Origin of the sequence: Chitinimonas prasina (genome assembly GCF_030160395.1) — a bacterium.
Lineage (GTDB): Bacteria > Pseudomonadota > Gammaproteobacteria > Burkholderiales > Chitinimonadaceae > Chitinimonas > Chitinimonas prasina.
Map to the genome: position 1 here is coordinate 729,530 of NZ_BSOG01000002.1, position 25,527 is coordinate 755,056.

The following is a 25,527-nucleotide window of genomic DNA, read 5'->3' on the forward strand; positions in this document are numbered from 1 at the left end:
CGCGCCTAGGCTTGCGCACCACCACAAATGCTCGCCGGCTATTGTTGGCAACGCCAAGGTCAGCACCCGGGCTCCCGGGTGTTGCCGCAGCCCCGATTCAGCCTATGCCACCCAGCCCTCAGGCTACGCGCCGCCGCTGCGCCAGCACGCCCACCTCCACCGCGGCTATGGCCTTGGCCTGATTCATATCGTCGACATAACCTATGCCATAAAGGCAGCAGGCCAGTTGATTCACAATGGGTGTGGGTACCGGCACGTCGCCCGCCAGCACAGCCTGTATCCAGCGCGCCGTTGCGGCGGCATCCAGGCTGGCCGGCAGCATGCCGGTGGGGCTGAACGAGCCATTTTCAGCGCGGAACAGTACTTCCTGCTCACCATCGCGCAGCAGGTCTATCTCAGGTCGGTGACGCGGGTCGGCAAAGGGCTCACCCTCGGTGCCCATCAGCACCAGTGCGCGACGTCGGCGGCCCAGGCAGATCAGCCGAAAGCGTTCCAACCGGTCGGCATGGGTGGCGCCTATTACGGTCAGCGCCCGCGCATCTTCAAACGGTTGCAACAACTTGGCCGCCTGGTGCCCCAGGTGCCGCACGCCCAGGCGGGCGCGCAAGGCCAAGAGACCAGCCAGCCCCGGCGCCAGCGCCCCAACAGGCAGGAACACCAGCCCTTCGCGGGTCAACACCTCATCAGCCCGCGCCAGGTTCGCCACTGGCATGATGCCCAACTCACGCAACACATAGGCAGTAGCTACTCTGCCGTGGCCATCCAGTTCGCCATGTAGCAGCACCGGTATTTCAAACCGTCGCAGCAGCAAGGCCAGCAGCGGGGTCAGGTTGGGAAAGCCGCGTGCACCACCATAAGTGGGCAGTACCACGGCCGGCTTCTCTCCCCCCGCCAGCTTAGCCGTACGCGCCGCCAGGGCTTCGGCTGCGCCATCCAGCTCATCGATATGCTCGCCCTTGAGGCGCAGGGCCATCAGCAAGGCACCCAGCTCAAAATCGGGTATGCCGCCATCCAGCATGGCCGCAAACAGGCTGCGTGCTTCATCCTGATTCAGATCGCGCGGGTCGCTGCTTGTCATGGCTTTCAGCAGCCGGGTGTAGCTCATGCCTTGTCTCCTTATTGTGGATGGCAGCAACTACCCAGCAATGGCCGTGCCATCTGAATAAGGCGGTTTTTTGGAGAATGCCTGGCAGATTTGGCGCTGCCAAGGTGCATGGCCAGCCCGCTTACGCACCAGTACCGCACAGTGGGCGGGGCACCAAGGCTCTAAGGTAGATAATCGACCAGCAGGCCGCTGGTGCGCCTCAGGCGTTGAGACAGCAAGCGCCCCAGGCGGCGCAGTATCTTGAGCGCAATGACGGGCCGCTCAACACACAAGCGGTCAAAGGCCTCGCGTGACAACAGGGCAATCTGGGTATCGACCGGCGCCATCACCGTGGCCGAGCGCGGCTCCCCATCCAGTATGGCCATCTCGCCAAACACCTTGCCGGCCGACATGCTGTACAACGGCTTGCCCGAGGCCTCATCGTTGCGCTTGGTAACGATCAAGCGCCCATCCAGCACCATGCCCATATAGCCGGCGGCCTCGCCCTCTTTGAACAGCACCGTACCCGCTGGCAGGGCAAAGGCCTTGAGCTGGGTGGCAAGATGGCCGATTTCGGCACCATCCAGCTCAGTCAGCGCCTCGCTCCCATCAAGCTTGGCGCGCAGACTTGGGGTGGTGAGCAGGTCGAAAGCATCCAGTTTCAGGGTTTTCAGGCTGGTATCGGCTTGTGACATGGTCGTTAGACAAAGCGCTATCAGGTAGCTTCATTCTAGGCCCGACCACGCCTGCGCCGCCATCAATACCCGTGCCTACTTTCACCGTTCGCTGCCCAAGGCCAGCCAGCCGCGCTACAGTAGCGCCATGCTCGATCTTATCGATACCCATTGCCACCTGGATGCCCCCGAGTTCGACGCTGACCGCGACGCCGTGGTGGCGCGGGCGCGTGATGGTGGCGTACATACGCTGGTCGTGCCCGCCATCTCGCTGGACACCATCCCCGCCACGCTCGCCATGCGGCAGCGCTATGGCTGCCCGGTTGCGCTGGGCTTTCATCCCATCTACGAGCGCAGCCACCGGGATGCCCATCTGCCTGCGCTACAAGCCTTGATCGAAGCCGAGCGTCCAGTCGCCGTGGGCGAGATAGGCCTGGACTTTTTTGTGCCGGGCCTGGATGCCAACCGCCAGACCGAGCTGTTTGCCGCCCAGCTCAAGCTGGCCCGCGACTTCGACTTGCCGGTGCTGCTGCATATACGTAAATCGCAGGATCAGGTTCTGAAGCAGTTGCGGCGCTTTGGCATACGGCGTGGCATAGCGCATGCCTTCAATGGCAGCCCGCAACAGGCAGATGCCTATATAGCGCAGGGCATGAAACTGGGCTTTGGCGGCAACCTTACCTTCGAGCGCGCCCTCAATATCCGCCGGCTGGCTACCAACTTGCCATTGGACAGCATCGTGCTGGAGACCGACGCCCCCGATATCTCGCCCGAGTGGGCCTATCAGCAACGCAATGAACCCGCCTACTTGCCGTGCATAGCCGGCCTGTTGGCCGAACTGCGGGGCATGGACCCCGCCAGCCTGGCTCAGGCCACCAGCAAAAATGCACGAGCGGTACTCGACCTGCCAGCTATGAAAGATTAGGCTAATATATAAATTCAAACATCTTAGAGAACACCATGCCACTCTCTCGCCTGCTGCTGCCTATCGTGTGCTGCCTGACCCTGTCTGGCGCCTCGGCGGCCGAGGCGACCTGGCGTTTCTGCCACGAGGATAACGAAACCTACCCGTGGATCATGAAAGACCGCGAAGGCCTCTATGCCACCATGGCCAAACTGGCAGCCAAGCGTGTCGATGCCCGTATCGAACTGGTGTGGCTACCCTGGAAGCGCTGCCTGGCCGACGTCAAGAACGGCGTCATGGATGGGGTGGTGGGCGCAGGCTTTCTGCAGGAGCGTTGCGAGATCGGCGTCTACCCAGGCGAGCCTTGCAAGCCTGACACAGCCCAGAGACTGTATATCGACCGCTTTCCGCTCTACCGCAACCGCGCCAGCACGCTAGGCTGGGACGGCCAGAAGGTGATCGGCCAGCGCAAGCCTATTGCCGTTCAACCGGGCTTTGTCGCAGCCCGCATGCTCAAGCAGATGGGTGCCCAGGTAGACGAGACCGACAAGGAACCCTACCAGATACTGCGCAAGGTATCGGCCGGCATGGTCGATGGCGCGATACTGCAGGCACCGGTAGCCGACCCCCTGCTCAAGGAGGTTGCTGATTTTGGCGCCACAATCGAGCGGCTGCCCATCTCATTCCAGGAATACCCCACTTATCTGGTGGTATCGCACCAACGCTACAAGGCCGATCCCAAGCGCGTCAAAGCCATCTGGCAGGCCTTTGTGCAGGCGCGCGACTCCAACGAATACCAGGCCGCCAAGGCCAGCCTGAATTACAACGAGGCCGACTGACCATCGAGCCGGCTCGGGGCGCGCGGCCGGTACAATCCGTCGGCGAGCTTGTTTAGATTCACCAGCGCCTCGTACCCATACCCCATTGCGGGACTATCTCGTGTGCTTGACGTCAAATCGCTGCGCGTCATGGCTAACCGCGCGACGCATTGCAGACAGGGCACGCAGTATCGCGCTTGAAGCGCAAGGTACGCCAGTTGTGGCTGCGCAAATCCAGCGTCACCAGCTTGCCGAGCGGGATATCGGGCATGCCTATCAGCAGCTTCAGCGCCTCGGCCGCCTGCATGGCGCCAATAATGCCGACCAAGGGCGCAAACACCCCGAATGTGGCACACGGACCATCGCTGGCCTCGCCTTCTTCAGGGAACAAGCAGCGGTAGCAGGGACTATCCGCCACGCGCGTATCAAACACCGCAAACTGCCCATCAAAACGCACCGCCGCCCCTGACACCAAGGGCTTGCCTTGCGCCACACAAGCCCGGTTGACAGCGTGGCGCGTAGGGAAGTTGTCAGAGCAATCCAGCACCACATCAGCCCTGGCCACGGCTTCAATCAAGGCCTCGCCAGCCAGCCGCTGGGCCATGGGCTCTACCCGTACCTGGGGGTTGATGCCGGCCAGCGTCTGGCGGGCAGAATCCACCTTGCTCAGGCCCAGGCTATCCTGGCGATGCACGATCTGCCGCTGCAGATTGGTCAGTTCCACCGTATCCGCATCAGCCAGCATCAAATGGCCTACCCCGGCAGAAGCCAGATAGAGCGCGGCAGGCGAGCCCAGCCCACCCACCCCGATAATCAAGGCGGTGGCATCCGCCAGCTTGCGCTGGCCCTCGATACCCACCTCATCCAGCAGGATATGGCGGCTGTAGCGCAGCAGTTCGTCATCAGAAAAATCGTGAGGCATAGCGTGCTCTGGCCAGCGGATAGTCGATACCGCAATCATACGCCGCTAGCCGGCAACCTTGCGCATCAGCATCTCCATGGGTCCACGCTCAAACCAGCGCGACCAAAGATTGGCATAGAGCACGGCGCCAGTGCAGAACAGCAAGGATGCCAGCAACACCAACTGCGGCGACTGGCTACCCAACATGCCCAGGGCCTCCAGAGCGCCCATGCCCAACAGGATATGTGCGATATACAGGGTCAGCGTTTGTCTGCCAGCACGCGTGAACACGGCCAGGCAGTGGCGCGACATACCCGGCCGCCGCGCCAATTGCTGCCCCAGCCACAGGCACGCCCCCAGCACTAGGCAAGCAGCCCCGCCACCGGCCAGCATATACAGCGGCACAGGGGGTATTGGTGCCGTACCTAGCAAGCCATGCAAGCCTGGATGCGCCGCCAAAAGGGTACGCAAACCGGCTGATAGCCCATGTGCCAGCAACATGGCCAACGCACCACCGGTCATCAATCGACATTGTGTGACCGCATCACCCAGTTGCAGGCGCCCCAGCCGTATGCCCAGCACGAAGAAGGCCAGCCAAGGCAGCAAAGGATGCCAACCATTGAACAGCAGGTTGCGGGTAAACCCCGGCAGGGTCCAGAAGTCGGTGTAGCCAAAGGTAGCCCAGTCCCAGCCCTGGCCATAATCCAGCAGGCAGGCCAGCACCACAAACCCCGACACCAGCAGGCCAATCAGTATATGCAAGCTACGGTTGCGCCAGCCCAGGCAGCATACGCCCAGGGCAAAGTAGCAGGCGTAGTAATGCAGGATATCGGCCACGAAAACACTGTAGTTGAGCAGCCCCAGAACCAGCAGAAATGCAGCCCGACGCCAGGTGGCCCGGCGCAGTGTGTCAAACGCACCGCGTGCAGCGGCAACGCTCAGGCCCACTCCGGCCAAGGTGACAAAGGTGGCCGATGCACGCCCTTCCAGCAGGTCAAACCAGTGACTCCAGCCCTGATCTGCTACCGGGCCCATCATGGCCAGCCTGAAATTCACCAGCAGCATGCCGGCAAATGCCAGGAAGCGCGCCAGATCCAAGCCTTCCAGGCGTACTGACTCAGATCTATCACGCATGCCGGCTCCTTACTCCCAACAGCGCCTGCACGGTGCGCAACACCGTTTCCACCGTGGCAGGCGCGGCTGTGGCTGGCAGCAGCACCGTACGAAAAGCTGCACCCTCTATGATATCCAGCACTGCCTCGGCAGCCTCTGCTGCCAGCCAGACACCAGGCGCACTGCCCGTATCGGCGGCACGCTGCAGCACATGCGCCAGGGCAGCGGCCAGATGGCGGCGGTTGTCGGCAAAGTGCTGCGCCACCGGCGGATTGCGCACGGCCTCGGCCATGACCTCTATGGTCAGCACCACGGTCTCTTGCTGCATGCAATTGGCAAGGTAGCGCCGTACAAATACATCCAATGCGGCAATAGCGTCGGGCTCTGTTCTCAAGCCTTCGATCAGCAGTTGCAACTCGGCGGCTTCCAGCGCCGCAATCTCAATGATCAAGGCCTCCTTGCCGCTGAAGTGGTTATACAGATTGCCCAGGCTGACCCCGGCTGCCGTGGCGATGTCGCGCATGCTGGTCTGGTGAAAGCCCTGCTGGATAAAGCAGGTCAGTGCAGCGTCCAATATGTGCAAACGCCGTAGTTCGGTCTTGTCCGAGCGCGGCAGTTTTTGTTTTGTACTCATGCTTGATGGCCTCCTAATCAAATTATGAACGAACATTCGTTCATTTATCAAGTGCGCTTGTGTCACAAAAAAACAGGGCCGGTGCCCGCTCAAGTCAGCGCAGGTACCGGCCAAGGGTTGATTTTCAGTCCAGGCTTACATAACGGGCACAGTGATCGGACGGCGCCACCACAGAAGGATCACGCACTGCTAGCGGTTTGCCATCCAGCGTAAAGCCCATAGGGCGCACAATGCGCTCGGCATCGCCCATGTCGGCCGCCAGTGCGCCGCTGATGACCACATGGTCTATGCCCTTGGTGTAACCGCAGTGCCAACTACCCGCCACCAGCCCGTCGCCGCCTTCACCCTCTTTGCGCAGGTGATCCAGCACCACGACGGTGCTGCCCTCAGGCTGGTTATCGTTCCACTCCGGCAGCATGGCCGAGACAACCGCATTCTCACGCGTGCCAAACTGCACCAGCGGCTTGGTGCCATAGCTATCCCGCTCCCGCAACAGGCTCCGGTTGAAGTCGCCCATCACCACAAAGCGCTTACCCGCACGCTGGTCTATCCACTGTTCCAGCAAGGTAGTCTGCTCTGCCAGGGCGCTGCACGCCTGGTTTGGTGTTTGTCCGCGTGGCTGATCCATGGGCTGCGACCTGCAACCAGCCTTGAGGTGCACCAACAGGAAATCCGTCGCCTTGCCATTGAGCTTGGCGCTAAAAGTCAGGCCTGGCCGCAGCGGCCGCTCACCTTCCAAGGTCAATTCCAGCACCGCCTTGATAGACGCGACATCCAACTTGATCCCGGCCGGCTTCCATGCCACCCCTATCTGCTGCGGCATGGCCGGCACACCGGGCATGTTCGCCGTGGTCCGCACCTTCCAGCCCTCAGGCAGGACGGCTTGCACGGCAGCATCATTGCTCACTTCCTGCAGCGCCACCAAGGTCACGCCAGCCTTGTCCAATGCCGCAAATCCCTCGCGCAGGCCTTGCAGCTTGCGCTCGTACTGCTTCCAGTCTGCCAGGTCGGGCGCAACCCGGCAGGAGGAGGCTTGCTGGTTGGGACGCTGGTAGTACACTTCGCCCAGTTCCGCCTTGCACTTGGCTTCGCGGCCATATTCCAGGCCATTGTGCACATCGCAGTACGGCAGCCCCCGCAAGGATGCGGGCATGGCTTTACCCTCCTGCTCCAGCTCCCTGGCGGTACGCCATTTCACACTGTCGCAGGCGGCAACCCAGCGGCTATGGCTGGCCTGATCCATCAGCCAGGCCAGGTTCCAGGTGGCAATACCCGCAGCCTGCGCGGGAGACAACAACAAGGCAGCCAGCAGGCCACCACCAAGGCGAGTGAGATTCTTTTGCATTAGCGAGGAAAACAGCGAGGTTAAGCAAGGCCGGCAGCACCGGCAAAACAAACGCCGCCCAGAGGCGGCGTAGCCAACAACAGGGGCGGAGCCTATCAGCCCAGCTTTTTAAGCGCCAGACTCACCATGGCTACCACCTGCTTGAGGTACTGCACATCGGTCTGTGTCCATTCCTTGATCTCCACCGTCTGCTCGCAGCAGACTATGCCGATCTGGCTACCATCCATCTCTATGCCCACATCCAGCAAGGAATAGATATTCAAGGGTTCAAAGTAGCCCTCGTTGAAGCAACTGGTTGCAGCATGCTGGCGTGCATCGCCAGCGACTATCATGCGCATCTCGCGCATGGCCTCAAAATACGGCGCATAGTCGTCCTCACTCAGGACCATGCCATTGCTCCACTGGTTGTCGCTGGCGTCATACAGGCTCTCGCAGATGATCTTGTCCTGCAAAGCGCCATCATAGAACCAGAAACTACCACGGCTGCAGCCCACCTCCTGCACCACCACGCGCGCCAGCATCTGGAAGAACTTGGCTCTATCCAGCTTGCCTTCATTCAGCAGCGTGTACAGGTTCTTGAGCAGATTGGTATCGTGCATTGCCACCCCCGTGCATAAGCCTGCCTTCTTTATAGCCCGCTCAGCGCAAAAATGCGAAAGGCCCGCGCCAGGCAGGCCTCGCGTACATCCATCCCCTCCTTGCCCAAGTCCAAGGCAGCCCCAGGCTGACGTGCTGCTTCATCAGGCGGAACCGCAGGCATCCACACGGATACCGCTTGCGGGTGGAGGCAAGGCACTGAATCAGAGGAACAACAACGCAGAACAGCTATTTCTTTTTGATTCAATGCACTACAAAAGAGTATTGCAGCGCTTTAGCAACAATATGACAAGCAGCTTGCTGAGCAAGCGCTCGGCTTGAGACAATCGAGAGTAAATATTCAAACTACCCTCAGTCTACTCTGATGAATTACGTGGAGAACACCATGCAACGCAGCCTGCTTGCACTCGCCCTTGCCAGCGCTTTTGCCGCTTCGGCACAAGCGGCAGAACCCGTTACCGTCTATGGCAAGATGACGTTAGGCGTCGAAAGCATTGCGGCAACCGGCGCCACCCTGGCCAACCAGAATATCGAGCGCCTCATGCGGGTGACCGACGGTGCCTCCACTCTGGGCTTCCGTGGCAGCGAAGAGATCAACGACGATCTGACCGCCTACTTCCAGATTGAAACCCAGATCAAGCCCGATGACGGTTGCGGCTTTGGTGGCTGCTCCACCGTGGGCAAGATCACTGCCCTGGGACCACAGGACAACCGCTATGCCGCGATCACGTCGCCGCATACCGGTACATCGCGCTTTGCCAACCGCCCGTCCTTTGTCGGTTTGCGCGGCTCTTGGGGCCAGATCCAGATGGGCCGCATGGACATGTACTACGAAAAGCATGTGCCGAACGAACTGCACCTGCTGCGTACTGGCCTCAACACCACCGCCCTGGCCGTACTGGGTAGCAACCAGCTCTCGCTGGCCGTAGGCGCCAACGATACCGTGGTGGCCCAGCGTACTTTCAGCACCACCCTGGCCCCCATTGTCGATGCTGCCATCGGCAAAAGCACGCCCGTCAACGCCACCATTGCCGCAACCCTGGGCAATGGCATAGGCGCAGCCTATGCACAGGGCCTGACTCCGGCGCAAATCCTGGCTCAAGCTGGCGGTGGTGTTCAGGCACTGCTGAGCAACCCGCAAATCGCCAGCGCCCTGATTGCTTCCGGCGTCAATCCAGTTCAAGCCGGCGCTTCGCTGCAGGCCGCACTGGGCACGGCCGCGACCCAGGTGTTTACCCCAGGTAGCGCACTCAACACCCAGGTGTTGAATCAGGCCCGTGCCTACACCGTGCAGAACGGCTTCTACTTCGTCGGCCACCGCTACAACAACGTAGTGCAGTACCGCAGCCCTGCCATGAACGGCCTGACCGTGCTGGGTGCTGTCCACACGCGTGAGAACAAGGGCGAAATGGGCGTCGAATACGCACTGGACAAGACCCTGACCAATTCTGCCGCCCAGCGCAAGCTCAACTCCTGGGGCGCCGAGCTGACCTTCCACTACATGAACAAGGGCGTCTTCGCCAGCTTGTCCATGATGCGCGACAATGACCCGTACTCCATGGGTGGCGCCCTCGATAGTGCCTACGGCATCAAGGCCGCCTACGGCATGTACTTCAGCCCCGAAACGCGCGCCGGTTTGGTGTTCGAGCGCCAGGTCAACAAATACAACGGCGCGCTGGGCTATGGCGACAATGTACGCGACGCCTGGGTACTGTCCGGTAGCCACAAGGTCACCCCCAAGATCGAGCTGATCGCGACCTACGCCCAGGCCCTGGATGCCGAAATGCACGGTGCCAAGCAGGCCAATTCCGGTGCCCGCTACGCCCAACTGACCGGTGTTGTGACACTGAGCCCCCGCACCAATCTGTTCGCCACAGCAGCCAAGGTCGCCAACGAAAGCGAAGCGGCCTACAACTTCTATGTCAGCGGTGCAGCTCACCCCAACGGTGACATCCAAAGCGCGCAGTACACCTCCCGCGGTGCCGATCCGACCAGCTTCCAGGTCGGCATCAACCACAACTTCTAAAGAGCCTGTCATCAACTCAAGTCTTGGATAGTTGATGACGTACTGCGCTGGCGCCAGGGCAACCCTGGCGCTAGTCGTCAATGCAGCCTGAATCAGTAGGCTCTTCCCTGATTGATTCCACTCCTCCCGCCCTCGCCGCCGCGACGAAAGTCCACGTTGCACGGTGCGTGGAGGGAGCCTCGCGGGTGCTCGTTGTTGTCTTGAATTGGCTTCAGAGCCGATGAACCTCAGCTTTCAATGAAGACAGCAAACAGGGTGCCTCGGCACCCTGTTTTCATTACTGTACTCACAGCATGCCCGCACCAATCCTGCGTGCCGGTTAGTGACGCTTAAGTACCCTATAACCCGGCCAGTTGCGGTAAGCTCAAACCCTTGTCCAGAACGCGACTCGCCATGCGCCGCCTCCTTACTGCTTCCTGCCTGATGGCCTTGCTGGCTGGCTGTGCCACCCAAGCGCCCGCACCAACCGTCACCGCCACACCGGCCAAGTCTGTCGACTGCCAGTGCCCCGATGCTACCAGCAAGCCCGCGCCCATCACCGCCCGCTATCAGCCTGCAGATTGGTCCGTCCTGCCCGGCTGGCCTGGCGACAGATTGCTGGAGAACTGGCCCGCCTGGCTTAATTCCTGCAAGCGACTGGCCAACCGTACCGGCTGGAAGGAAATCTGCAGCGAGGCACAGACCCTCAATCCACGTGATGATGCAACGGTAAGGGGTTTCTATGAGCGGTACTTCCAGCCGTGGCGGGTGGAAAGCAGTGACGGTAGCCAGAGCGGCCTGATCACCGGTTACTACGAACCCCTGCTGACGGGTAGCAAGCAAGCCAAGCCGGGCAGCGCCCCCATTCATGGCGTACCCGATGATCTCCTGACCATAGACATGGGCGAACTCTATCCCGAGCTGAAGGGCATGCGCCTGCGAGGCCGGCTGGATGGCCGCAAGGTCGTACCCTATTGGAGCCGTAGCGATATCGATGCCGGCAAGGCGCCGACAGCCGGCCTGGCATTGGCCTGGGCGGATGATCCCATTGAAGCCTTCTTCCTGCAGATACAAGGCTCCGGCCGTATCAAACTAGAGGATGGCAGCATCATACGGGTGGGCTATGCCGATCAGAACGGACATCCCTATAAATCGATAGGCCGCTGGCTAATAGACCAGGGAGAGCTGAAATCGCACGAGGCTTCCATGCAAGGCATTCAAGCCTGGGCACGTGCCAACCCGTTGCGATTGAAGGAATTGCTCGATACCAATCCCAGCTTCGTTTTCTTCCGCCTCCTGGCCAACGCTGATGGCGGCCCGATAGGTGCGCTGAACGTCCCACTGACGGACGGCGGCAGCGTGGCGGTAGACCCCAAGTTCGTGCCGCTGGGCAGCCCCATCTATCTCGCCACCACCTGGCCCAACGACAGCAAGCCGCTGTCCCGACTGATGCAGGCCCAGGATACCGGCGGCGCCATACGCGGCCCCATACGTGCAGACTTCTTCTGGGGTTATGGCCATGATGCCGGCCAACTGGCCGGACGTATGAAACAGCAGGGACAAGTGTGGCTACTGTGGCCCAAAGCGCTGGCCTTACCCGCCGGGGGATAGCGCGCAAAGGGCTGCATGCCAGGCTAATGCCCTCGCCTCAAACCAAGCCGCTAAGAGCGGCTATCAAAACCCAGCGTAGCGGTTCTGGCTAGGCGTGCGAGAGATGGCGCGCGCAGCAGGCGCGCGCAGCTGACAGTACGTGGGTACGGCAAGCTCGCACACCACCCCCAAAGGGTCTTGTTAGCCGCTCTATAGGGATCGTGCTGTACGCCACGCCTTGGCCACGGCACCTATCTGGTCCAGGCTAGCCACGATACGAATGCTGCTGGCCAGCCCGTCGTCTGGGCGCACACCGCTGCCCCCAGCCCAGATCTGAATACCGTCAGGCAGCCTGCCCGCCAAGCTATTCAGCATCTGGCGTGCCGCCTGCTCGCCATAGGCAGCACTGAAGGACAAGGCCACCACATCTACCTGATGGGCAATGGCCGCAGCGGCGATATCCGCCAGCGGCAGTTCGGTGCCCATGGGCAGTATGATGCAACCTTCCAGCCAGAGCATGACCTCCGCCATCAGCATACCAAGCTGATGCGGCTCATCCGGCATCGTGGTCACCAAGACGCGAGGCGCCTGCCCCATCGGATACAGTTGCAGCAGCGCCTGACGCAGCATCATCTGCACTTGCTCGGTGTAGAGGTGTTCAGCATGGATGGCCAATTCTCCTCGCTGCCATGCCGTACCAACAGCCTGGTTGGCATGCTGCAGGCTGACCGTCACAAACCTGCGCAAGCCGTGGTCTATCAGCTGCTGGCTCAACCAGCGCCGCATCCCGTCCACATCGTTCTGCTGCAGCAGTGCAACCAACTCATCCCCCGGCCCCACGGGCAGAGACGTAGCCACCGGCACGCCCTGCCGTGGCGCACCTGCCTGCAAGTCTCGCAAGGCCGCCAGCTGCATATTCATCAGGCGGCCTGGGCGGTATCCCCGGTCTATCAACAGGCGTATCAGCTTGAGCTTCTCCACCGTCTCGCGGCTGTAGACCCGATCACCACTCTCATCGCGATCGGGTAAAGGGAAGCCATAACGACGCTCCCACATCCTTAACAGCTCCTTGGATACCCTGGTTTCCTTCTCGACCGCCCCAATCGGCATCTGCAAGCCGCGCTCCTCTTGACCAGATGCACTCATGTTGCCAGCCTTCGTTTAATCATGCGCAACACCGCACCCAGCACCGGCACATGCTCATAGAGCTGCTCGGCGGCATCCCAATAGTCGTGGTGCAATACGATCAAGCCCTGGCTGTCCAGCTCCAGCTGTGAGCCGCCACGTATCACCATGGCACGACCACGCAAGCCAAACTCGAAGCGCCAGACAACAAAGGCGCGTTCCGCTTCGACAATACTGCTCTCCACCACAAAGCGGGGCTGTGCAAGCGTGTCGAACATGTGCTGGTAGATACGTTCGATGGCGGGCAGGCCCCGCACATCATTGAACGGATCCCTGAACCGAGCCTGGGGGGCGTAATAGTGAGCAATGCCGGTCAGGCTGGTCGGCGTCAGTGACTCAAACCAGCGGATGATCTCTTCAAAGCGGGGCTTCATAGTCCGGTAACCTTGTGCAGCAAGGGAAAGCGCCAGCTATAGGGCAGCCTGCTCAGCCACCACAGCATGCTGGTGAAACGACGGGGAAAACGAATCTCGAAGCGTCCGGCCGCCATGCCCGCCAGCATGGCTTGGGCAGCCGCTTGTGGCGTCATCAACTCAGGCATGCTGAAATCGTTGGCGCGGGTCATGGGCGTGGCGACAAAGCCAGGATTGACCAGGTAGATGGCCAAGCCACGGGGTGCTAGGTCAAAGTACAGCGTCTCGGCCAGATTGATCAGCGCCGCCTTGGTAGCGCCATAGACCGAAGCCTTGGGCAGACCGGTATAGCCCGACACACTGGCAACCAGCGCGACACCGCCACAGCCGTTAGCCAACATGGCGGGCAGTACCAGCGTCAAGCCTCGATATACACTCAGCACATTGAGCTCAAAGCTACGCGTCGCGGCAGCAGCATCCAGCTCCCAGGCACGCTGCGGCTCATAGCGCGCCGCCAAAAACACCACCAGGTCCAGGCCACCAAAGGCTGCCTCCGCCTTGGCATGGGCCGCCGGCCACTCTGCCTCGGCGGCAGCGTCAAAAGCCACGACTGCCGCCAGTGCATGCGAACCCGCCACCCGCCGCAGTTCGCTCTCCCGCCTGGCAGACAAGATCACCTTGGCCCCTGCGGCGAGCAAGGCTTGGGCAAAGGCCTCCCCTATCCCGCTGGAAGCACCTACCAGCCACACCCGCTGCGTGCGCCAGTCCTGTATCGGTCGGTTCATGGTGGCCATAATCACGACCGCTTGCGAAAGAACAGCGAGACCTCACCGAGGTTCACGCCGAACTTGGACATGGTAGAGCGGTTGAACATGGTCTGCTCGTCCAGCAGCCACATCCAGTCGTCGAAAACCACCTCATAAACCGTCCCATCCACTGGCAGTTTGAGGGTGTAGCGCCAGTGCAGGGCATTGCCGGCCACACGGCCCACCGCTACGCCCAGCACATCGTCGGCACGGCCATGCCAAGTGCCATCAGCCTGCCGGTTAAGGGTCCAGACGCGCCGCTGCGTCTCGCCATCGTCATAGACAAAACGCTCATCCAGCGTGCCGGTGTCACCCACCCAGCTACAGCGCATCTCCACCTTGAATCGGCGGGCCACCTCTCCATTTCGCTTCTGAAACACACCCCAGGCATCAATGGTGCCATTGAAATAACTGGGCAGATCCAGGGTCGGCCCTTGGCGTGCGTAGTGGTTGACATCCACCCCAGCGCAGCCCAACAAGAAACAGGCAATCAGCATGACCAACAAGCGTTTCATGGGGTGGGCTCCGGCAGAGGTTGAGGATTGAATGCGGTGCTCGACCCCAAGAGCAGCAAGCCGTTGAACAGCTTGAGCACGCAGGGCACGCCGGCATAGATCATGGCCAGCGCCCCGGCAGCCGCAGAACTGCCCGGCACATAGCCAAGGCCATGCAACAGCGGTAGCGCGAGCCCGGCAGCCAGGGCCAATGCCAGCTTGCCCAGCATGGCCCAGAATCCGAAGTAAAGCCCGGTATCCTGGCGCAGCCCAGACGGGATCAGATCGGCCAGCAAGGCGGGCGGCAATGCCAGATCAGCGCCCAGTGCCATGCCCGACAGCAGGCAGACGAGGCCAAACTGCCAGACATCGCCGCTCCCCAGGCTAGCCGCCCAGAAAAATGCGCAACTTCCAAGCACCATGCCCACCAACCAGGCCCTGGCCTTGCCTATGCGGTCGGCCAGCATTACCCAGCAGGGCAAGGTAAGGGCACCGGCCAGAAAATAAACCAGCAGCAGGCCGCCGGCAGCAGCAGGTGCCTGCAATACATCGGCGATATAGAACAGCACCAGCGTGGCGGGCAGTGCCACAGCCAGGGAGTTGATCAGGTAAATCAACATCAACCGTCGTATGGCCGGCGGTTGCAGCAGCTGGCGCCAATTGGAGCCTGCCCGTTTCGGTGGCAGCAATGGCGGCGGGGACCAGTGAAGGGTGTAGGCCAGGGCCATCAACAGCACGACTGCAAACACCAAGGCGTAGACGCTGTAACCCAGTCGCGCACCAAATTGCTGTACCAGCCAAACCGGGAGTACCGAGGCCAGCAGCACCCCCGCCAGTCCCGTTGCCTCACGCCATGCGGTCACCCGCGAGCGCGCATCCACTTCATCGGTAAGCCTGGCACCCCAGGCCAGGTAGCAGATGTTGACCAGACTGTGGGCCGTATAGACCACTACCAGGCAGACAGCCAGCCAGGCATGCAGGCCCCAACTGGCCAGTTGCGGCGGCGTGAACAAGGCAAACAGGCTAGCCGCCAGCGTAGCCCCCCCCAGCAGCATCAGTCGCCGCCAGCCTGCAGGCTTGTGCTGCCAGGCGTCTACCAGGCGGCCCAACCAGGGGTCCTGAACCGTATCAACCAGGCGCGCCAGAAACAGCACCAGGCCCAGGCTGGCCAGATTGAGCCCCAGCTCCGCACCATAGAACTGTGGTGCAGTCACATAGACAGGCAAGGCCGCCATGGCCAGCGGCCACCCCAGTGCGGCGTAGGCGAGCAGGCCGGTGGTTTTCATGGCGCGCCGCCCAGTAACTGCTTGCGCAGACCGGGCTCACTGGTGCGCGCATCCAGCCAGATAGCAAAAAACCATCGGGCAAACTCCGGGTCGTCAATGTCGGCCGTCAGCCGCTCGCCCGCATAAAAGCGTATGCCTTTGCCCGGCTGCAGCACGCCCACCAAGGCATCGCCCTCGCTGACATCGACAAAACCGCGTCGCATATGCGCGGTCCAATCATCAAAACGTGCCCTGGGCGCACCCAGCCTCGCCATCTGCTCCAGGCTTGCATCAATGATGCGGTCCGCCTTGAAGCTACGTGCATAAGTGAGCACCAGGGCATGGCCCTGCTGGGGATCGTATTTACCGCTGTGGCTTAGCAGTTCGGCACGATAGAGCTTGAGGCCAAACCAGCGCATCTCCCCCTGCCCTACCGTTCTCGCACCAGGCAAGGCATCGCGCCAGCTTGCCTGGGCGGCAACTGACAAAAAGACCACCAGCAGCAATCGCATCAACCCAGTGTCCATTGCCTCACCCCGGTTCGACCTTCACGAAAGCCCGCCTCGCAGTAGATGAAGTACATGCGCCACAGCCGGATGAACGCCTCGTCGTAACCCTGGGCACGCACCGTCTCCAGCGCCTCTTCAAAGCGCATGCGCCAAAGGCGCAAGGTTGCCGCGTAATCCAGGCCGAACTCCAGTTGATCCAGGACCAAAAGGCCGGCGGCGCGGGCTTGCGCCTCAAAGCGCTGCGGGCTGGGCAGCATCCCGCCAGGAAAGATGTACTGCTGGATGAAATCCGTGCCGCTACGGTAGCTCTCAAATCGCTCGTCCACGATATCGATGGACTGTATGACCACGCGCCCACCCGGTTTGCGCAAGCTGGCCAGCTTGGCAAAGTAGGTCGGCCACCAACGCTCTCCAACGGCCTCCACCATCTCGATGGAGACGATATGGTCGAATTGTCCCTCGATATCGCGATAGTCGGTCAGCGTCAGGTTGACCTGCTCACTCAGCCCCAGGCGCTCCATACGTGCCTGAGCCCAGGCCAATTGCTCAGTAGATAGCGTTACACCATGCACCTTCAGGCCACGCTGGGCAGCACGCTCGGCAAAGCCCCCCCAGCCGCAACCAATCTCCAACACCGTTTGCCCCGGTACAGCATTCAGTTGATCCAGAATGCGGTCATACTTGGCCCATTGCGCCGCTTCAAGTGTCTGCTCTGAGCCATGCTGAAACAGCGCGGCCGAATAAGACATCGAGGGATCAAGCCACAACTGGTAGAAGGGATTGCCTAGATCGTAGTGTGCCGAGATATTGCGGCGGCTACCGCGACGATTGTTGTCTCGCAAGACCAGATGCGTCAGCCGCTTGAGCAGCAGCGCCCACCAGCGACCGTTGACGGCCTGGCTCATTGCTGCCTCATTGCGCAGAGCCAGCGTGAACAAGGCCAGCATATCGCTGCTGTCTACCCAACCCTGCTTGTAGCTCTCGGCAAAACCGATATCGCCTTGCCGCAGAATGGCGGTAGCAGCACGCCAGTCATGCACCTTTAGCTCGGCATGGGGACAGGCGCCCAGCATGCCGAAATGGGCTACCTGGCCCTGGGGGTCCACCAGGGTCAGCGAGCCCGTTGACAGCTTTTTCAGCATGCCCACAAACAGTCGGGCACCCAGCGGCAGCCCCTCTGTTCGGTATGGCAGCACCAGATCGTTGCGGTTCATCGAATTACCTCGATGTTATGGGTGACTTCTCGTTCAGGCGCAGCGGGTTTGCGGAAAAAAGGCACGCCCTTCCCCCACAGGCGCAGCGCCTGCCAATGTATTCTTGCTACCACGCCCAGGGTCATGAAGGGCATGGCTAGCACGGCGGCAAGCACGCGGCCAGCACGCAAGGACTCGGCCCTGCCCCATAACGCCGTCTTGAGCAGGGGCCGTGCTTGATCCTGGCCGTCGTAATAGTCAATGCCAGCCATATGCAGATCGCCATGCCGGCGAATCCGAAACCGATAACTGCCCTTGACCTCACAGAAGGGCGAGACATGGAACACCTTGCTGCAGCTCAGCAAGGTATCGTTATCGATCACTCCGCCATTCGGCGGGGCGAGCACATACTGATGTCGCTCGCCAAAGGTGTTGTTTACCTCGGCCAGTAGCAATGTCAGCGCGCCGCTACGGTCATGGCAAAACCAGAAGCTGACCGGCTTGAAGGCATAGCCCATCAGGCGGGGAAAGGTCTGCAGCCAGACGTCGCCATCAGGCCGCTGCATTCCCGCAGCCGCAAGACGGCCGTCCAGCCAGGCCAACAGATCGCCACCATCGCGCCCACCATGGTCGCGATCATGGAAGCTCAACAGACCCGCTCGCTGGTAGCCAAACCAGGGGCCACTGGCAGCCCGCAAACCTGCGGGGTCGGTCAGCCGCAAGCGCAGAAAGAACACCGGGTAAACAAAGCGATTGAGGCGCGGGCGGCTGCGTGCATGCAGTACCCTGCCCCGGCAAAACTGTACCGCCCCTTGTTCCGCCGGCTTAGTCATAGACCGCCTCCCAAGGCGGCGTAACACCCAGGTCGCGAGCAACCCGCAGAGCAGACTTCAAGCCATCTTCATGAAAGCCATAGCCAGCCCAGGCACCGCAGAACCAGGTACGGCGGCGCCCCTGTATCTGTGGCAATCGCGCCTGCGCCGCTACCGCAGCTTGATTCATGACGGGATGCTCATAGTCGAAGCTAGCAATCAAGGATTCCGGCGCAGGTTCGGTATGCGGGTTCAGCGTGACCACCACGGGGGTCTTGAACGGCAGGGGTTGCAGCTGGTTGAGCAGATAGCTCACAGCCACCGGCCGCGACTGTGCATCACCCGCTGCGGCCAGGTAGTTCCAGGCAGACCAAACCTTCTCCCGACGGGGAAGCAAGCGACGATCGGTATGCAGCAAGGCGCGGTTGGGCTGGTAGCTGAAACCCGCCAGCACCTGACGCTCGGCGTCGTCTGCATCCAGCATGGCCAGGCTGGTCGGTGCATGGCATGCCAACACCACCGCATCGAACCGCTCCTTGCCAGCGGGCAAGGTGAGGCTTACGCCGGATTCGTCGCGCTGTATCTTGCTGACCGGGCTGGCCAGGCGTGCATCCTGTACGCCTTCCAGCAACTTCTTTACATACTCCCGCGCCCCCCCCAGCACAGTACGCCACTGCGGCCGACCAGCCACTTGCAGCAGGCGATGGTTCAGGCAGAAGCGGAGGAAGGTTTCTGCAGGGAAACCCAGAATGTCCTGTACGGATGAAGACCAGATGGCCGCCGCCATAGGCAGCAGATACCAATCCCGCATGGGCTTGCCATAGCCGTGTGCGGACAGTAGCTCACCCAGCGTCCAGCCTCTCTGGCTGGCTTCTTGCAGGTATGCCGGCGCGGCGCGATTGAAACGCATGATGTCGGCCAGCATGGCCAGATAGGCAGGCCGCAACAGGTTGCGCTTCTGCGCAAACACTGTAGCCAGGCTGGTGCCGGCCCATTCGATATCAGGGTCGCTGATGGACACGCCAAAAGACATGTCACTGGGAAAAACCGCCACATCCAGGTGCTGGAACATGGCAATCAGATTAGGGTATGTCAGCTCGTTGTGCACCAGAAAGCCGGTATCCACCGGGTAGGTCTGGCCTTCCAGGGTCACGTCCACCGTATTGGTATGGCCACCGAAATAATCGCCAGACTCAAGCAGCGTTACTCTATAGCGCCGGGCCAGCAGCCAGGCAGATGCAAGGCCAGCAATACCAGCGCCGACAACGGCAATGCTGGCGCCTTCAGGCAAGGGGTGGGGAGTGGTTTCCATGCCTTCACTCTAGGCTGGCATCAAATTTATGTCAATGCTTTGTACAGTACGTCTGCAAAGTAGACTTACCACTACCCCGAGCAAGGTAAAATCGACCCATGCGACTCTCCTGGGATATTTTCTGTACCGTCATAGACAACTATGGGGACATAGGCGTCTGCTGGCGCCTGGCACGACAACTGGCGCAGGAGCGCAAGGAGCCAGTACGCTTGTGGGTAGACGACCTGGCCGCATTCGCCTGTCTCAATCCGGCGATAAATGGCTCGGTAACCCAACAGCACTGCGATGGCGTGGAAATACGGCACTGGTGCAGCCCCTGGATGGCGGTGGCACCGCACGCGGTGGTGATCGAGGCATTTGCCTGCAACCCGCCGGAAGCTTTTCTCGCCGCCATGGCAACAAGCCAGCCCAAACCCGTCTGGATCAATCTCGACTACCTCACAGCCGAGGACTGGATCGAGGGCTGTCACAGGCTGGGCTCCCGCCACCCCAGGTTGCCGTTGACCCACTATTTCTTCTTCCCTGGCTTTACCCCAGCCACCGGTGGCTTGCTACGCGAGGCCGGTCTGCTCAACCAGCGGACGGCGTTCGACAAGGGTGAGTTCCTGCAAGGCCTGGGCATCAGCCCCCCCCAGCCGACACAGCCGCTGGTTTCCCTGTTCTGCTACGACAACCCTGCCCTGCCCGCACTGCTGCAGCACTGGCGCCTGAACCAGGAACTCACCTTGCTGGTGGCGGATGGCAAACCCAGGCAGCAGGTGGAAGCCTGGCTGGAACGGCCCTTTACTGTGGGTAGTAGCATCCGCCTGGGTCGGTTGCTACTGCATGCCCTGCCATTTCTGCCACAGCCCGACTACGACAAGCTGCTCTGGGCCTGCGACTGGAATTTCGTGCGGGGGGAGGATTCGTTTGTACGGGCACAGTGGGCTGGCCAGCCCCTGGTCTGGCATATCTACCCGCAGGACGATGCCGCCCACATGGTCAAGCTGGAAGCCTTCATGCACCGTTACAGCGAGACACTGGCAGCCCCTGCAGCCGATAGCCTGAGGGCATTCTGGCGTGCCTGGAACCATGGCGACGGTAAGACCTGCAGCGCCGCCTGGCCAACTCTTGCCGCACACGGCCCGGCCTTGCGGCAGCAGGCGCTACGCTGGTGTGCGCAACAGGCCGAACGAGCCGATTTGGCGCAACAACTTGCAGCGTTTGCTACAGAAAAAAGTACCCAGCCGCAATAAGCCTTCCGGCGAGGTGGCGCTAACAGCCTGTGGGCGGCTATAATGCTGCGTTTTATCAAACGCTTATCTTTTTCGCAGGATCTACCAGCATGAAAACCGCACAAGAACTCCGCGCCGGCAATGTGGCCATGGTCGATGGTCAGCCCATGGTCGTGTTGAAGGCTGAATACAGCAAGTCCGGCCGGAATGCCTCGGTCGTGAAGATGAAGATGAAGAACCTGCTGACCGGTTCGGGCTCCGAATCCGTTTACAAGGCAGATGAAAAGTTCGACGTGGTCGTGCTGGAAAAGAAGGAATGCACCTACTCCTACTTCGCCGATCCCATGTATGTCTTCATGGATACCGAGTTCAACCAGTATGAAGTCGAAGCCGAAAACCTCGGCGACACCATGAACTTCCTGGTCGACGGCATGGATGACGTCTGCGAAGTGGTGTTCTACGATGGCCGCGCCATCTCGGTCGAACTGCCCACCACCATCGTGCGCGAAGTGGAATACACCGAACCCGCCGTGCGTGGCGACACCTCGGGCAAGGTCATGAAGCCTGCCAAGCTCAAGGGCACTGCCTTCGAGCTGCCAGTTGCCGCCTTCATCGAAATCGGCGACAAGATCGAAATCGACACCCGCACCAACGAGTTCAAGAAGCGCGCCTAAGCCTTCCGAGCCGTTAGCAAAGGGCAGCCCCAGGGCTGCCCTTTTGTATTTGCAACAGGCCCAGGCCACCCAGCCTGAATATCTGCACACAGGTGCTTTACAGCATCGGCACATGTGCTATATTCCGCCCATTCTTATCGGTGAACGAACGTTCTCCACGCAAAGGGAAAACACCATGGACGACAACAAGAGCAAGGCCCTCGCGGCCGCGCTGGCTCAGATCGAAAAGCAGTTCGGCAAGGGTTCCATCATGAAGATGGGCGAAGCACAGATCGAAAACGATCTGCAGGTGGTTTCCACCGGCTCGCTGGGCCTGGATCTGGCACTTGGCGTTGGCGGCCTACCCCGTGGCCGTGTGGTGGAGATCTACGGCCCGGAATCCTCGGGCAAGACCACCCTCTGCCTGCAGGTTGTGGCCGAGATTCAAAAGCTGGGTGGCGTTGCCGCCTATATCGATGCCGAAAATGCACTCGACCCCGTCTACGCCGGCAAGCTGGGCGTCAACGTGGCCGACATGCTGATCTCGCAGCCCGATACTGGTGAACAGGCCCTTGAAATCGCCGATATGCTGGTGCGCTCCGGTGGCGTGGACATCATCGTGGTGGACTCTGTCGCCGCCCTGGTACCCAAGGCTGAAATCGAAGGCGAAATGGGCGACAGCCATGTCGGCCTGCAGGCCCGCCTGATGTCGCAGGCACTGCGCAAGCTGACCGGCAATATCAAGCGCACCAATACCCTGGTTATCTTCATCAACCAGATCCGCATGAAGATAGGCGTGATGTTCGGCAACCCCGAAACCACCACTGGCGGTAACGCGCTCAAGTTCTACGCCTCGGTCCGACTCGATATCCGTCGTACCGGCGCCATCAAGAAAGGCGAAGAAGTCGCCGGTAACGAAACCCGCGTCAAGGTCGTCAAGAACAAGGTCTCGCCCCCTTTCCGCGAAGCCAACTTCGATATCCTTTACGGTCAGGGCATCAGCCGCGAAGGTGAGATCATCGAGCTGGGCGTGCTGCACAAGATCGTGGACAAGTCCGGTGCTTGGTACGCTTACCAAGGCAACAAGATAGGCCAGGGCAAGGATAATGCCCGTGAGTACCTGAAGGAAAACCAGGCCATCGCCCGCGAAATCGAGGGCAAGATCCGCGCGGCAGTAGGCATCAGCGCACCGCTGCCAGTCGAACAGCAGGAAGAAGACGAGGCCGATCTGGATCTCGCCTGATCCTGCCTCCGCCTCAGCCAGTACAGCAAAAGCCCACGCTCAGTGGGCTTTTGCTTGTTCGTTACCACACTATTCGTGGGCAAGATTGCTAGCCCAGCGTTTGCGACGGAGCAACAAGACTTGGAGCAGGCTCTAAACGCTCAACCTACCATTCTAGGAAACCACATAGCCATCGCCGCCATCGTAGCACCCACTCCAATGGCTACGCTTAATCCCGCCAACAAGGTGGCCACAGCGAGTCGCACCTTGACACCCGCCTGTGACTCAGCAAAAAAGTACAGCTCCAGCACAGCCAACGGCAGCAGATAGTCCACAAATGCAAGCGTAGTCAGGAAAGGCCCGGTAAAACTGTCAGGGTCAAAGCCTACCGGGCCACCGTTCACCAGAATCCAGAACATCAAACCCACCCGGAAGAACCATACGCCACTGACAACCATGAACAGCCGCATGGCCCACCGACGATGCTCGACAAACTGCCCTCGCCTGGCAGCCCGCCAGGCCAGTGCCACAAAGCCCCAGATCAGTACGGCATTGAGTGTCAGTCCAAGATGCTGACCCATATCACCCACCGCACCGCGTATCCATACCATGTAAAGCCCTGCGCCACTGGCAGCCAGGGCCCCCAGCATATAAACCCGCCCATTCCAGCGATGCAGGCCAGCCAAACGCCGCCTGAGCCAAGGCAACAACTGTAGCAGTCCACCTGCGATCACCAGCGCAGCCAGTGCGACATGCAGCGCCATGGCCGTATTGCCGAGAGCATCTCCAGCCCTGTGGGCGTGTGGTACAACTCTGTTCCAGGCCTCGAAGTCCCCTGCCATACCATACCGGCCGTAAAATGCCAGCAAGTAGGCAACGAACATTAGCTGTCCCAGCACTACTACACCGAACCAGAGCCGCCCCGCCCAAGTCAGCGTCCGACGCGAAAAATCAGGGTTGGCGGAGAGGTCTGCTACCTCGAGTACCCGCGTTGCAGTTGTTTCACGCGGTAGAACGGACGTTGGCGAAATCATCGATGCCTCATCAGGTACTTGGGATAACCAGCACTGTGGATTAGCAATTCGCAGTGAGACAGGCCTGCCGGACAGAATGCAGAAGATATGGGACGAAATGCAGATCAAACCGACACATTGCAACGCCCCCCTGCTACCGACCACCCAAAGCACAAAACCCACCTCGCGGTGGGTTTTGGCTAACCTGAGCCAAGCGCAGGCATTCCGTCAGACAGGCTGTACCGGTGCTAGATCAGGTTCTGCTCTGCAACACCGACATTCATGTCCAGCACGCGGCTACCACCGTCATTGTCCTTGGACAAAGGACTGGCGCGACGGTTTTCCATCTCATCCAGGTAGGCGGCATCCACATCGCCGGTAATGTATTCGCCAGAGAAACAGGAAGTCTCGAACACCGTGATGCTGCCCTGGCTGGCATCGCCGACTGCCTGCACCAGCGCGTCGAGATCCTGGTAGAACACCGCATCAGCGCTGATCTCCTTGGCGATCTGGGCATCATTACGGCCGGTCGCAATCAGTTCGGCACGGGTGGGCATATCAATGCCGTACACATGCGGAAAGCGTACCGGTGGCGCCGCCGAGGCAAAGTAGACCTTGTTGGCGCCCGCTTCGCGCGCCATCATCACAATCTCCTTGGAGGTAGTGCCGCGCACGATGGAGTCGTCCACCAGCAACACATTGCGCCCCTTGAACTCCACGCCTATGGCATTGAGCTTCTGGCGCACCGACTTCTTGCGGGTAGCCTGGCCCGGCATGATGAAAGTCCGGCCGATATAGCGATTCTTCTGAAAGCCCTCGCGATAAGGCAGGCCCAGGTGATTGGCCAACTGCAGGGCGCTGGCGCGGCTGGTATCGGGGATGGGGATCACCACATCGATATCCATCTCAGGCAGTTCGCGGCGTATCTTCTCCGCCAGGTTGTCGCCCATATTGAGGCGTGCCTGGTACACCGAGATACCGTCCATGACCGAATCGGGGCGGGCAAAGTAGACGTGCTCGAAAATGCATGGGATCAACGTCGCCTTGTCGGCACATTGCCGGCTGTGGAACTGGCCATCCATGGTGATGAACAGGGCTTCACCGGGTGCCACGTCGCGCACCATCTTGAAGCCTATGGTATCGAGCGCCACCGACTCGCTGGCCACTAGGTATTCCGTACCTTCGGCCGTCTCATGCTCACCCAGTACCAGCGGCCGAATACCGTGCGGATCACGGAAAGCCACCAGGCCGTAACCGGCGATGATGGCTACCACGGCATAGGCACCCTTGACCCGGCGATGCACGGCGGCAATGGCGTCGAATATGGTGTCGGGCTTGAGCGCGAATCCAATGGCTCGCTTCTGCAGCTCGTAGGCAAAGACATTCAGCAGGGCTTCGGAATCCGAATTGGTGTTGATGTGGCGCAAATCATTGCGGTACATCGCCTCCTTCAACTCCTTGTGATTGGTCAGGTTGCCGTTGTGCGCCAGGACAATGCCGAAAGGGCTGTTGACGTAAAACGGCTGTGCTTCTGCCAGGCTGGATGCCGAACCCGCCGTGGGATAGCGGACATGACCTATGCCGATGTTGCCCATCAGGGAGCGCATATTGCGGGTACGGAACACATCCGCCACCAGGCCCTGTCCCTTATGCATATGCATCACGCCGCTCTGTTCCGCCGTCACGATACCTGCGGCATCCTGGCCGCGATGCTGCAGGACGAGCAGACCGTCATAGAGCAGTTGGTTAACAGGCGTCTTTGCCACCACACCGAGAATGCCGCACATGATGCTTCCTTGCTTTACAAACCAGTACGGCCTGTCCCGGGTAC

The 25,527-nt window shown here is 60.6% G+C and carries 25 protein-coding genes; 7 read left to right on the plus strand and 18 right to left on the minus strand.

Features of this window, described 5'->3' with window-relative positions:
* Nucleotides 1-118: 118 nt before the first annotated feature.
* Nucleotides 119-1,105: a DNA-binding protein YbiB gene (gene ybiB / locus QQK16_RS10495; RefSeq protein WP_284196411.1), complete on the minus strand. Its 987-nt coding sequence runs from the start codon at nucleotides 1,103-1,105 to the stop codon at nucleotides 119-121.
* A gap of 161 nt (nucleotides 1,106-1,266) precedes the next feature.
* Complete coding sequence (locus tag QQK16_RS10500; protein ID WP_284196412.1) at nucleotides 1,267-1,779, minus strand: Crp/Fnr family transcriptional regulator; 513 nt, start codon at nucleotides 1,777-1,779, stop codon at nucleotides 1,267-1,269.
* A gap of 127 nt (nucleotides 1,780-1,906) precedes the next feature.
* Between QQK16_RS10500 and QQK16_RS10505 the strand changes: the two genes are divergently transcribed.
* Together QQK16_RS10505 and QQK16_RS10510 are read left to right on the plus strand one after the other, a co-directional pair.
* On the plus strand, nucleotides 1,907-2,683 hold the full coding sequence (locus QQK16_RS10505; protein WP_284196413.1) for a TatD family hydrolase: 777 nt from the start codon (nucleotides 1,907-1,909) through the stop codon (nucleotides 2,681-2,683).
* 35 nt (nucleotides 2,684-2,718) lie between these two features.
* Nucleotides 2,719-3,501, plus strand: coding sequence for a substrate-binding periplasmic protein (locus tag QQK16_RS10510; RefSeq protein WP_284196414.1), 783 nt, complete (start codon nucleotides 2,719-2,721; stop codon nucleotides 3,499-3,501).
* Between the two features lie 133 nt (nucleotides 3,502-3,634).
* Here the strand turns inward: QQK16_RS10510 and QQK16_RS10515 are convergent, their stop codons facing one another.
* From QQK16_RS10515 to QQK16_RS10535, 5 genes are all read right to left on the minus strand, one after another.
* Nucleotides 3,635-4,402, minus strand: coding sequence for a HesA/MoeB/ThiF family protein (locus QQK16_RS10515; protein WP_284196415.1), 768 nt, complete (start codon nucleotides 4,400-4,402; stop codon nucleotides 3,635-3,637).
* Nucleotides 4,403-4,447: 45 nt separating this feature from the next.
* Complete coding sequence (locus QQK16_RS10520) at nucleotides 4,448-5,515, minus strand: DUF418 domain-containing protein (protein WP_284196416.1); 1,068 nt, start codon at nucleotides 5,513-5,515, stop codon at nucleotides 4,448-4,450.
* Nucleotides 5,508-6,128, minus strand: a complete 621-nt coding sequence (locus QQK16_RS10525; RefSeq protein ID WP_284196417.1) for a TetR/AcrR family transcriptional regulator — start codon at nucleotides 6,126-6,128, stop codon at nucleotides 5,508-5,510. Before QQK16_RS10525 ends, QQK16_RS10520 begins: the two co-directional genes overlap by 8 nt.
* Before the next feature lie 124 nt (nucleotides 6,129-6,252).
* Entirely contained in the window at nucleotides 6,253-7,473 is a 1,221-nt protein-coding gene (locus tag QQK16_RS10530; protein ID WP_284196418.1) for a hypothetical protein, read from the minus strand.
* Between the two features lie 95 nt (nucleotides 7,474-7,568).
* A complete protein-coding gene (locus QQK16_RS10535; RefSeq protein ID WP_284196419.1) occupies nucleotides 7,569-8,072 on the minus strand; it encodes a GAF domain-containing protein in 504 nt (167 codons plus the stop codon).
* Between the two features lie 383 nt (nucleotides 8,073-8,455).
* Here QQK16_RS10535 and QQK16_RS10540 point away from each other — a divergent pair, with 383 nt between their 5' ends.
* Nucleotides 8,456-10,096 (plus strand): porin, encoded by a 1,641-nt coding sequence (locus QQK16_RS10540; protein ID WP_284196420.1) that lies wholly within the window; start codon nucleotides 8,456-8,458, stop codon nucleotides 10,094-10,096.
* Between the two features lie 393 nt (nucleotides 10,097-10,489).
* Complete coding sequence (gene mltA, locus QQK16_RS10545) at nucleotides 10,490-11,686, plus strand: murein transglycosylase A (protein WP_284196421.1); 1,197 nt, start codon at nucleotides 10,490-10,492, stop codon at nucleotides 11,684-11,686.
* 189 nt (nucleotides 11,687-11,875) lie between these two features.
* Here the strand turns inward: mltA and QQK16_RS10550 are convergent, their stop codons facing one another.
* Genes QQK16_RS10550 through QQK16_RS10590 form a run of 9 tightly spaced genes read right to left on the minus strand, consistent with a single transcriptional unit; the run spans nucleotide 11,876 to nucleotide 19,594 of the window.
* Nucleotides 11,876-12,811, minus strand: coding sequence for a MerR family transcriptional regulator (locus tag QQK16_RS10550; RefSeq protein ID WP_284196422.1), 936 nt, complete (start codon nucleotides 12,809-12,811; stop codon nucleotides 11,876-11,878).
* Entirely contained in the window at nucleotides 12,808-13,224 is a 417-nt protein-coding gene (locus QQK16_RS10555) for a nuclear transport factor 2 family protein (protein WP_284196423.1), read from the minus strand. The genes QQK16_RS10550 and QQK16_RS10555 overlap by 4 nt, the downstream gene beginning before the upstream one ends.
* The gene (locus QQK16_RS10560) at nucleotides 13,221-13,988 is read right to left on the minus strand and encodes an SDR family NAD(P)-dependent oxidoreductase (RefSeq protein ID WP_284196424.1); all 768 of its coding nucleotides are present in this window, start codon (nucleotides 13,986-13,988) and stop codon (nucleotides 13,221-13,223) included. Before QQK16_RS10560 ends, QQK16_RS10555 begins: the two co-directional genes overlap by 4 nt.
* Before the next feature lie 11 nt (nucleotides 13,989-13,999).
* On the minus strand, nucleotides 14,000-14,524 hold the full coding sequence (locus tag QQK16_RS10565; RefSeq protein ID WP_284196425.1) for a DUF3833 domain-containing protein: 525 nt from the start codon (nucleotides 14,522-14,524) through the stop codon (nucleotides 14,000-14,002).
* Entirely contained in the window at nucleotides 14,521-15,789 is a 1,269-nt protein-coding gene (locus tag QQK16_RS10570) for an MFS transporter (RefSeq protein WP_284196426.1), read from the minus strand. The genes QQK16_RS10565 and QQK16_RS10570 overlap by 4 nt, the downstream gene beginning before the upstream one ends.
* The gene (locus QQK16_RS10575) at nucleotides 15,786-16,280 is read right to left on the minus strand and encodes a chalcone isomerase family protein (protein WP_284196427.1); all 495 of its coding nucleotides are present in this window, start codon (nucleotides 16,278-16,280) and stop codon (nucleotides 15,786-15,788) included. Before QQK16_RS10575 ends, QQK16_RS10570 begins: the two co-directional genes overlap by 4 nt.
* Nucleotides 16,280-17,491, minus strand: a complete 1,212-nt coding sequence (locus QQK16_RS10580; RefSeq protein WP_284196428.1) for an SAM-dependent methyltransferase — start codon at nucleotides 17,489-17,491, stop codon at nucleotides 16,280-16,282. The genes QQK16_RS10575 and QQK16_RS10580 overlap by 1 nt, the downstream gene beginning before the upstream one ends.
* Nucleotides 17,488-18,303 carry a DUF1365 domain-containing protein gene (locus tag QQK16_RS10585; RefSeq protein ID WP_284196429.1) on the minus strand — a complete coding sequence of 272 codons (816 nt, stop codon included), beginning with the start codon at nucleotides 18,301-18,303 and terminating at the stop codon, nucleotides 17,488-17,490. The genes QQK16_RS10580 and QQK16_RS10585 overlap by 4 nt, the downstream gene beginning before the upstream one ends.
* Nucleotides 18,296-19,594, minus strand: coding sequence for an NAD(P)/FAD-dependent oxidoreductase (locus QQK16_RS10590; RefSeq protein ID WP_284196430.1), 1,299 nt, complete (start codon nucleotides 19,592-19,594; stop codon nucleotides 18,296-18,298). The genes QQK16_RS10585 and QQK16_RS10590 overlap by 8 nt, the downstream gene beginning before the upstream one ends.
* A 98-nt stretch (nucleotides 19,595-19,692) precedes the next feature.
* Here QQK16_RS10590 and earP point away from each other — a divergent pair, with 98 nt between their 5' ends.
* The 3 genes from earP to recA all read left to right on the plus strand — a co-directional run bounded on the left by earP (nucleotide 19,693) and on the right by recA (nucleotide 22,704).
* Nucleotides 19,693-20,829, plus strand: a complete 1,137-nt coding sequence (gene earP, locus QQK16_RS10595) for an elongation factor P maturation arginine rhamnosyltransferase EarP (RefSeq protein ID WP_284196431.1) — start codon at nucleotides 19,693-19,695, stop codon at nucleotides 20,827-20,829.
* 89 nt (nucleotides 20,830-20,918) lie between these two features.
* Nucleotides 20,919-21,482: an elongation factor P gene (gene efp, locus QQK16_RS10600; RefSeq protein WP_284196432.1), complete on the plus strand. Its 564-nt coding sequence runs from the start codon at nucleotides 20,919-20,921 to the stop codon at nucleotides 21,480-21,482.
* A gap of 175 nt (nucleotides 21,483-21,657) precedes the next feature.
* Complete coding sequence (recA, locus tag QQK16_RS10605; protein ID WP_284196433.1) at nucleotides 21,658-22,704, plus strand: recombinase RecA; 1,047 nt, start codon at nucleotides 21,658-21,660, stop codon at nucleotides 22,702-22,704.
* Between the two features lie 140 nt (nucleotides 22,705-22,844).
* Here the strand turns inward: recA and QQK16_RS10610 are convergent, their stop codons facing one another.
* Together QQK16_RS10610 and purF are read right to left on the minus strand one after the other, a co-directional pair.
* The gene (locus QQK16_RS10610; protein WP_284196434.1) at nucleotides 22,845-23,447 is read right to left on the minus strand and encodes a DUF2306 domain-containing protein; all 603 of its coding nucleotides are present in this window, start codon (nucleotides 23,445-23,447) and stop codon (nucleotides 22,845-22,847) included.
* Nucleotides 23,448-23,944: 497 nt separating this feature from the next.
* Nucleotides 23,945-25,483: an amidophosphoribosyltransferase gene (purF, locus tag QQK16_RS10615; protein WP_284196435.1), complete on the minus strand. Its 1,539-nt coding sequence runs from the start codon at nucleotides 25,481-25,483 to the stop codon at nucleotides 23,945-23,947.
* Between the last annotated feature and the right edge of the window lie 44 nt (nucleotides 25,484-25,527).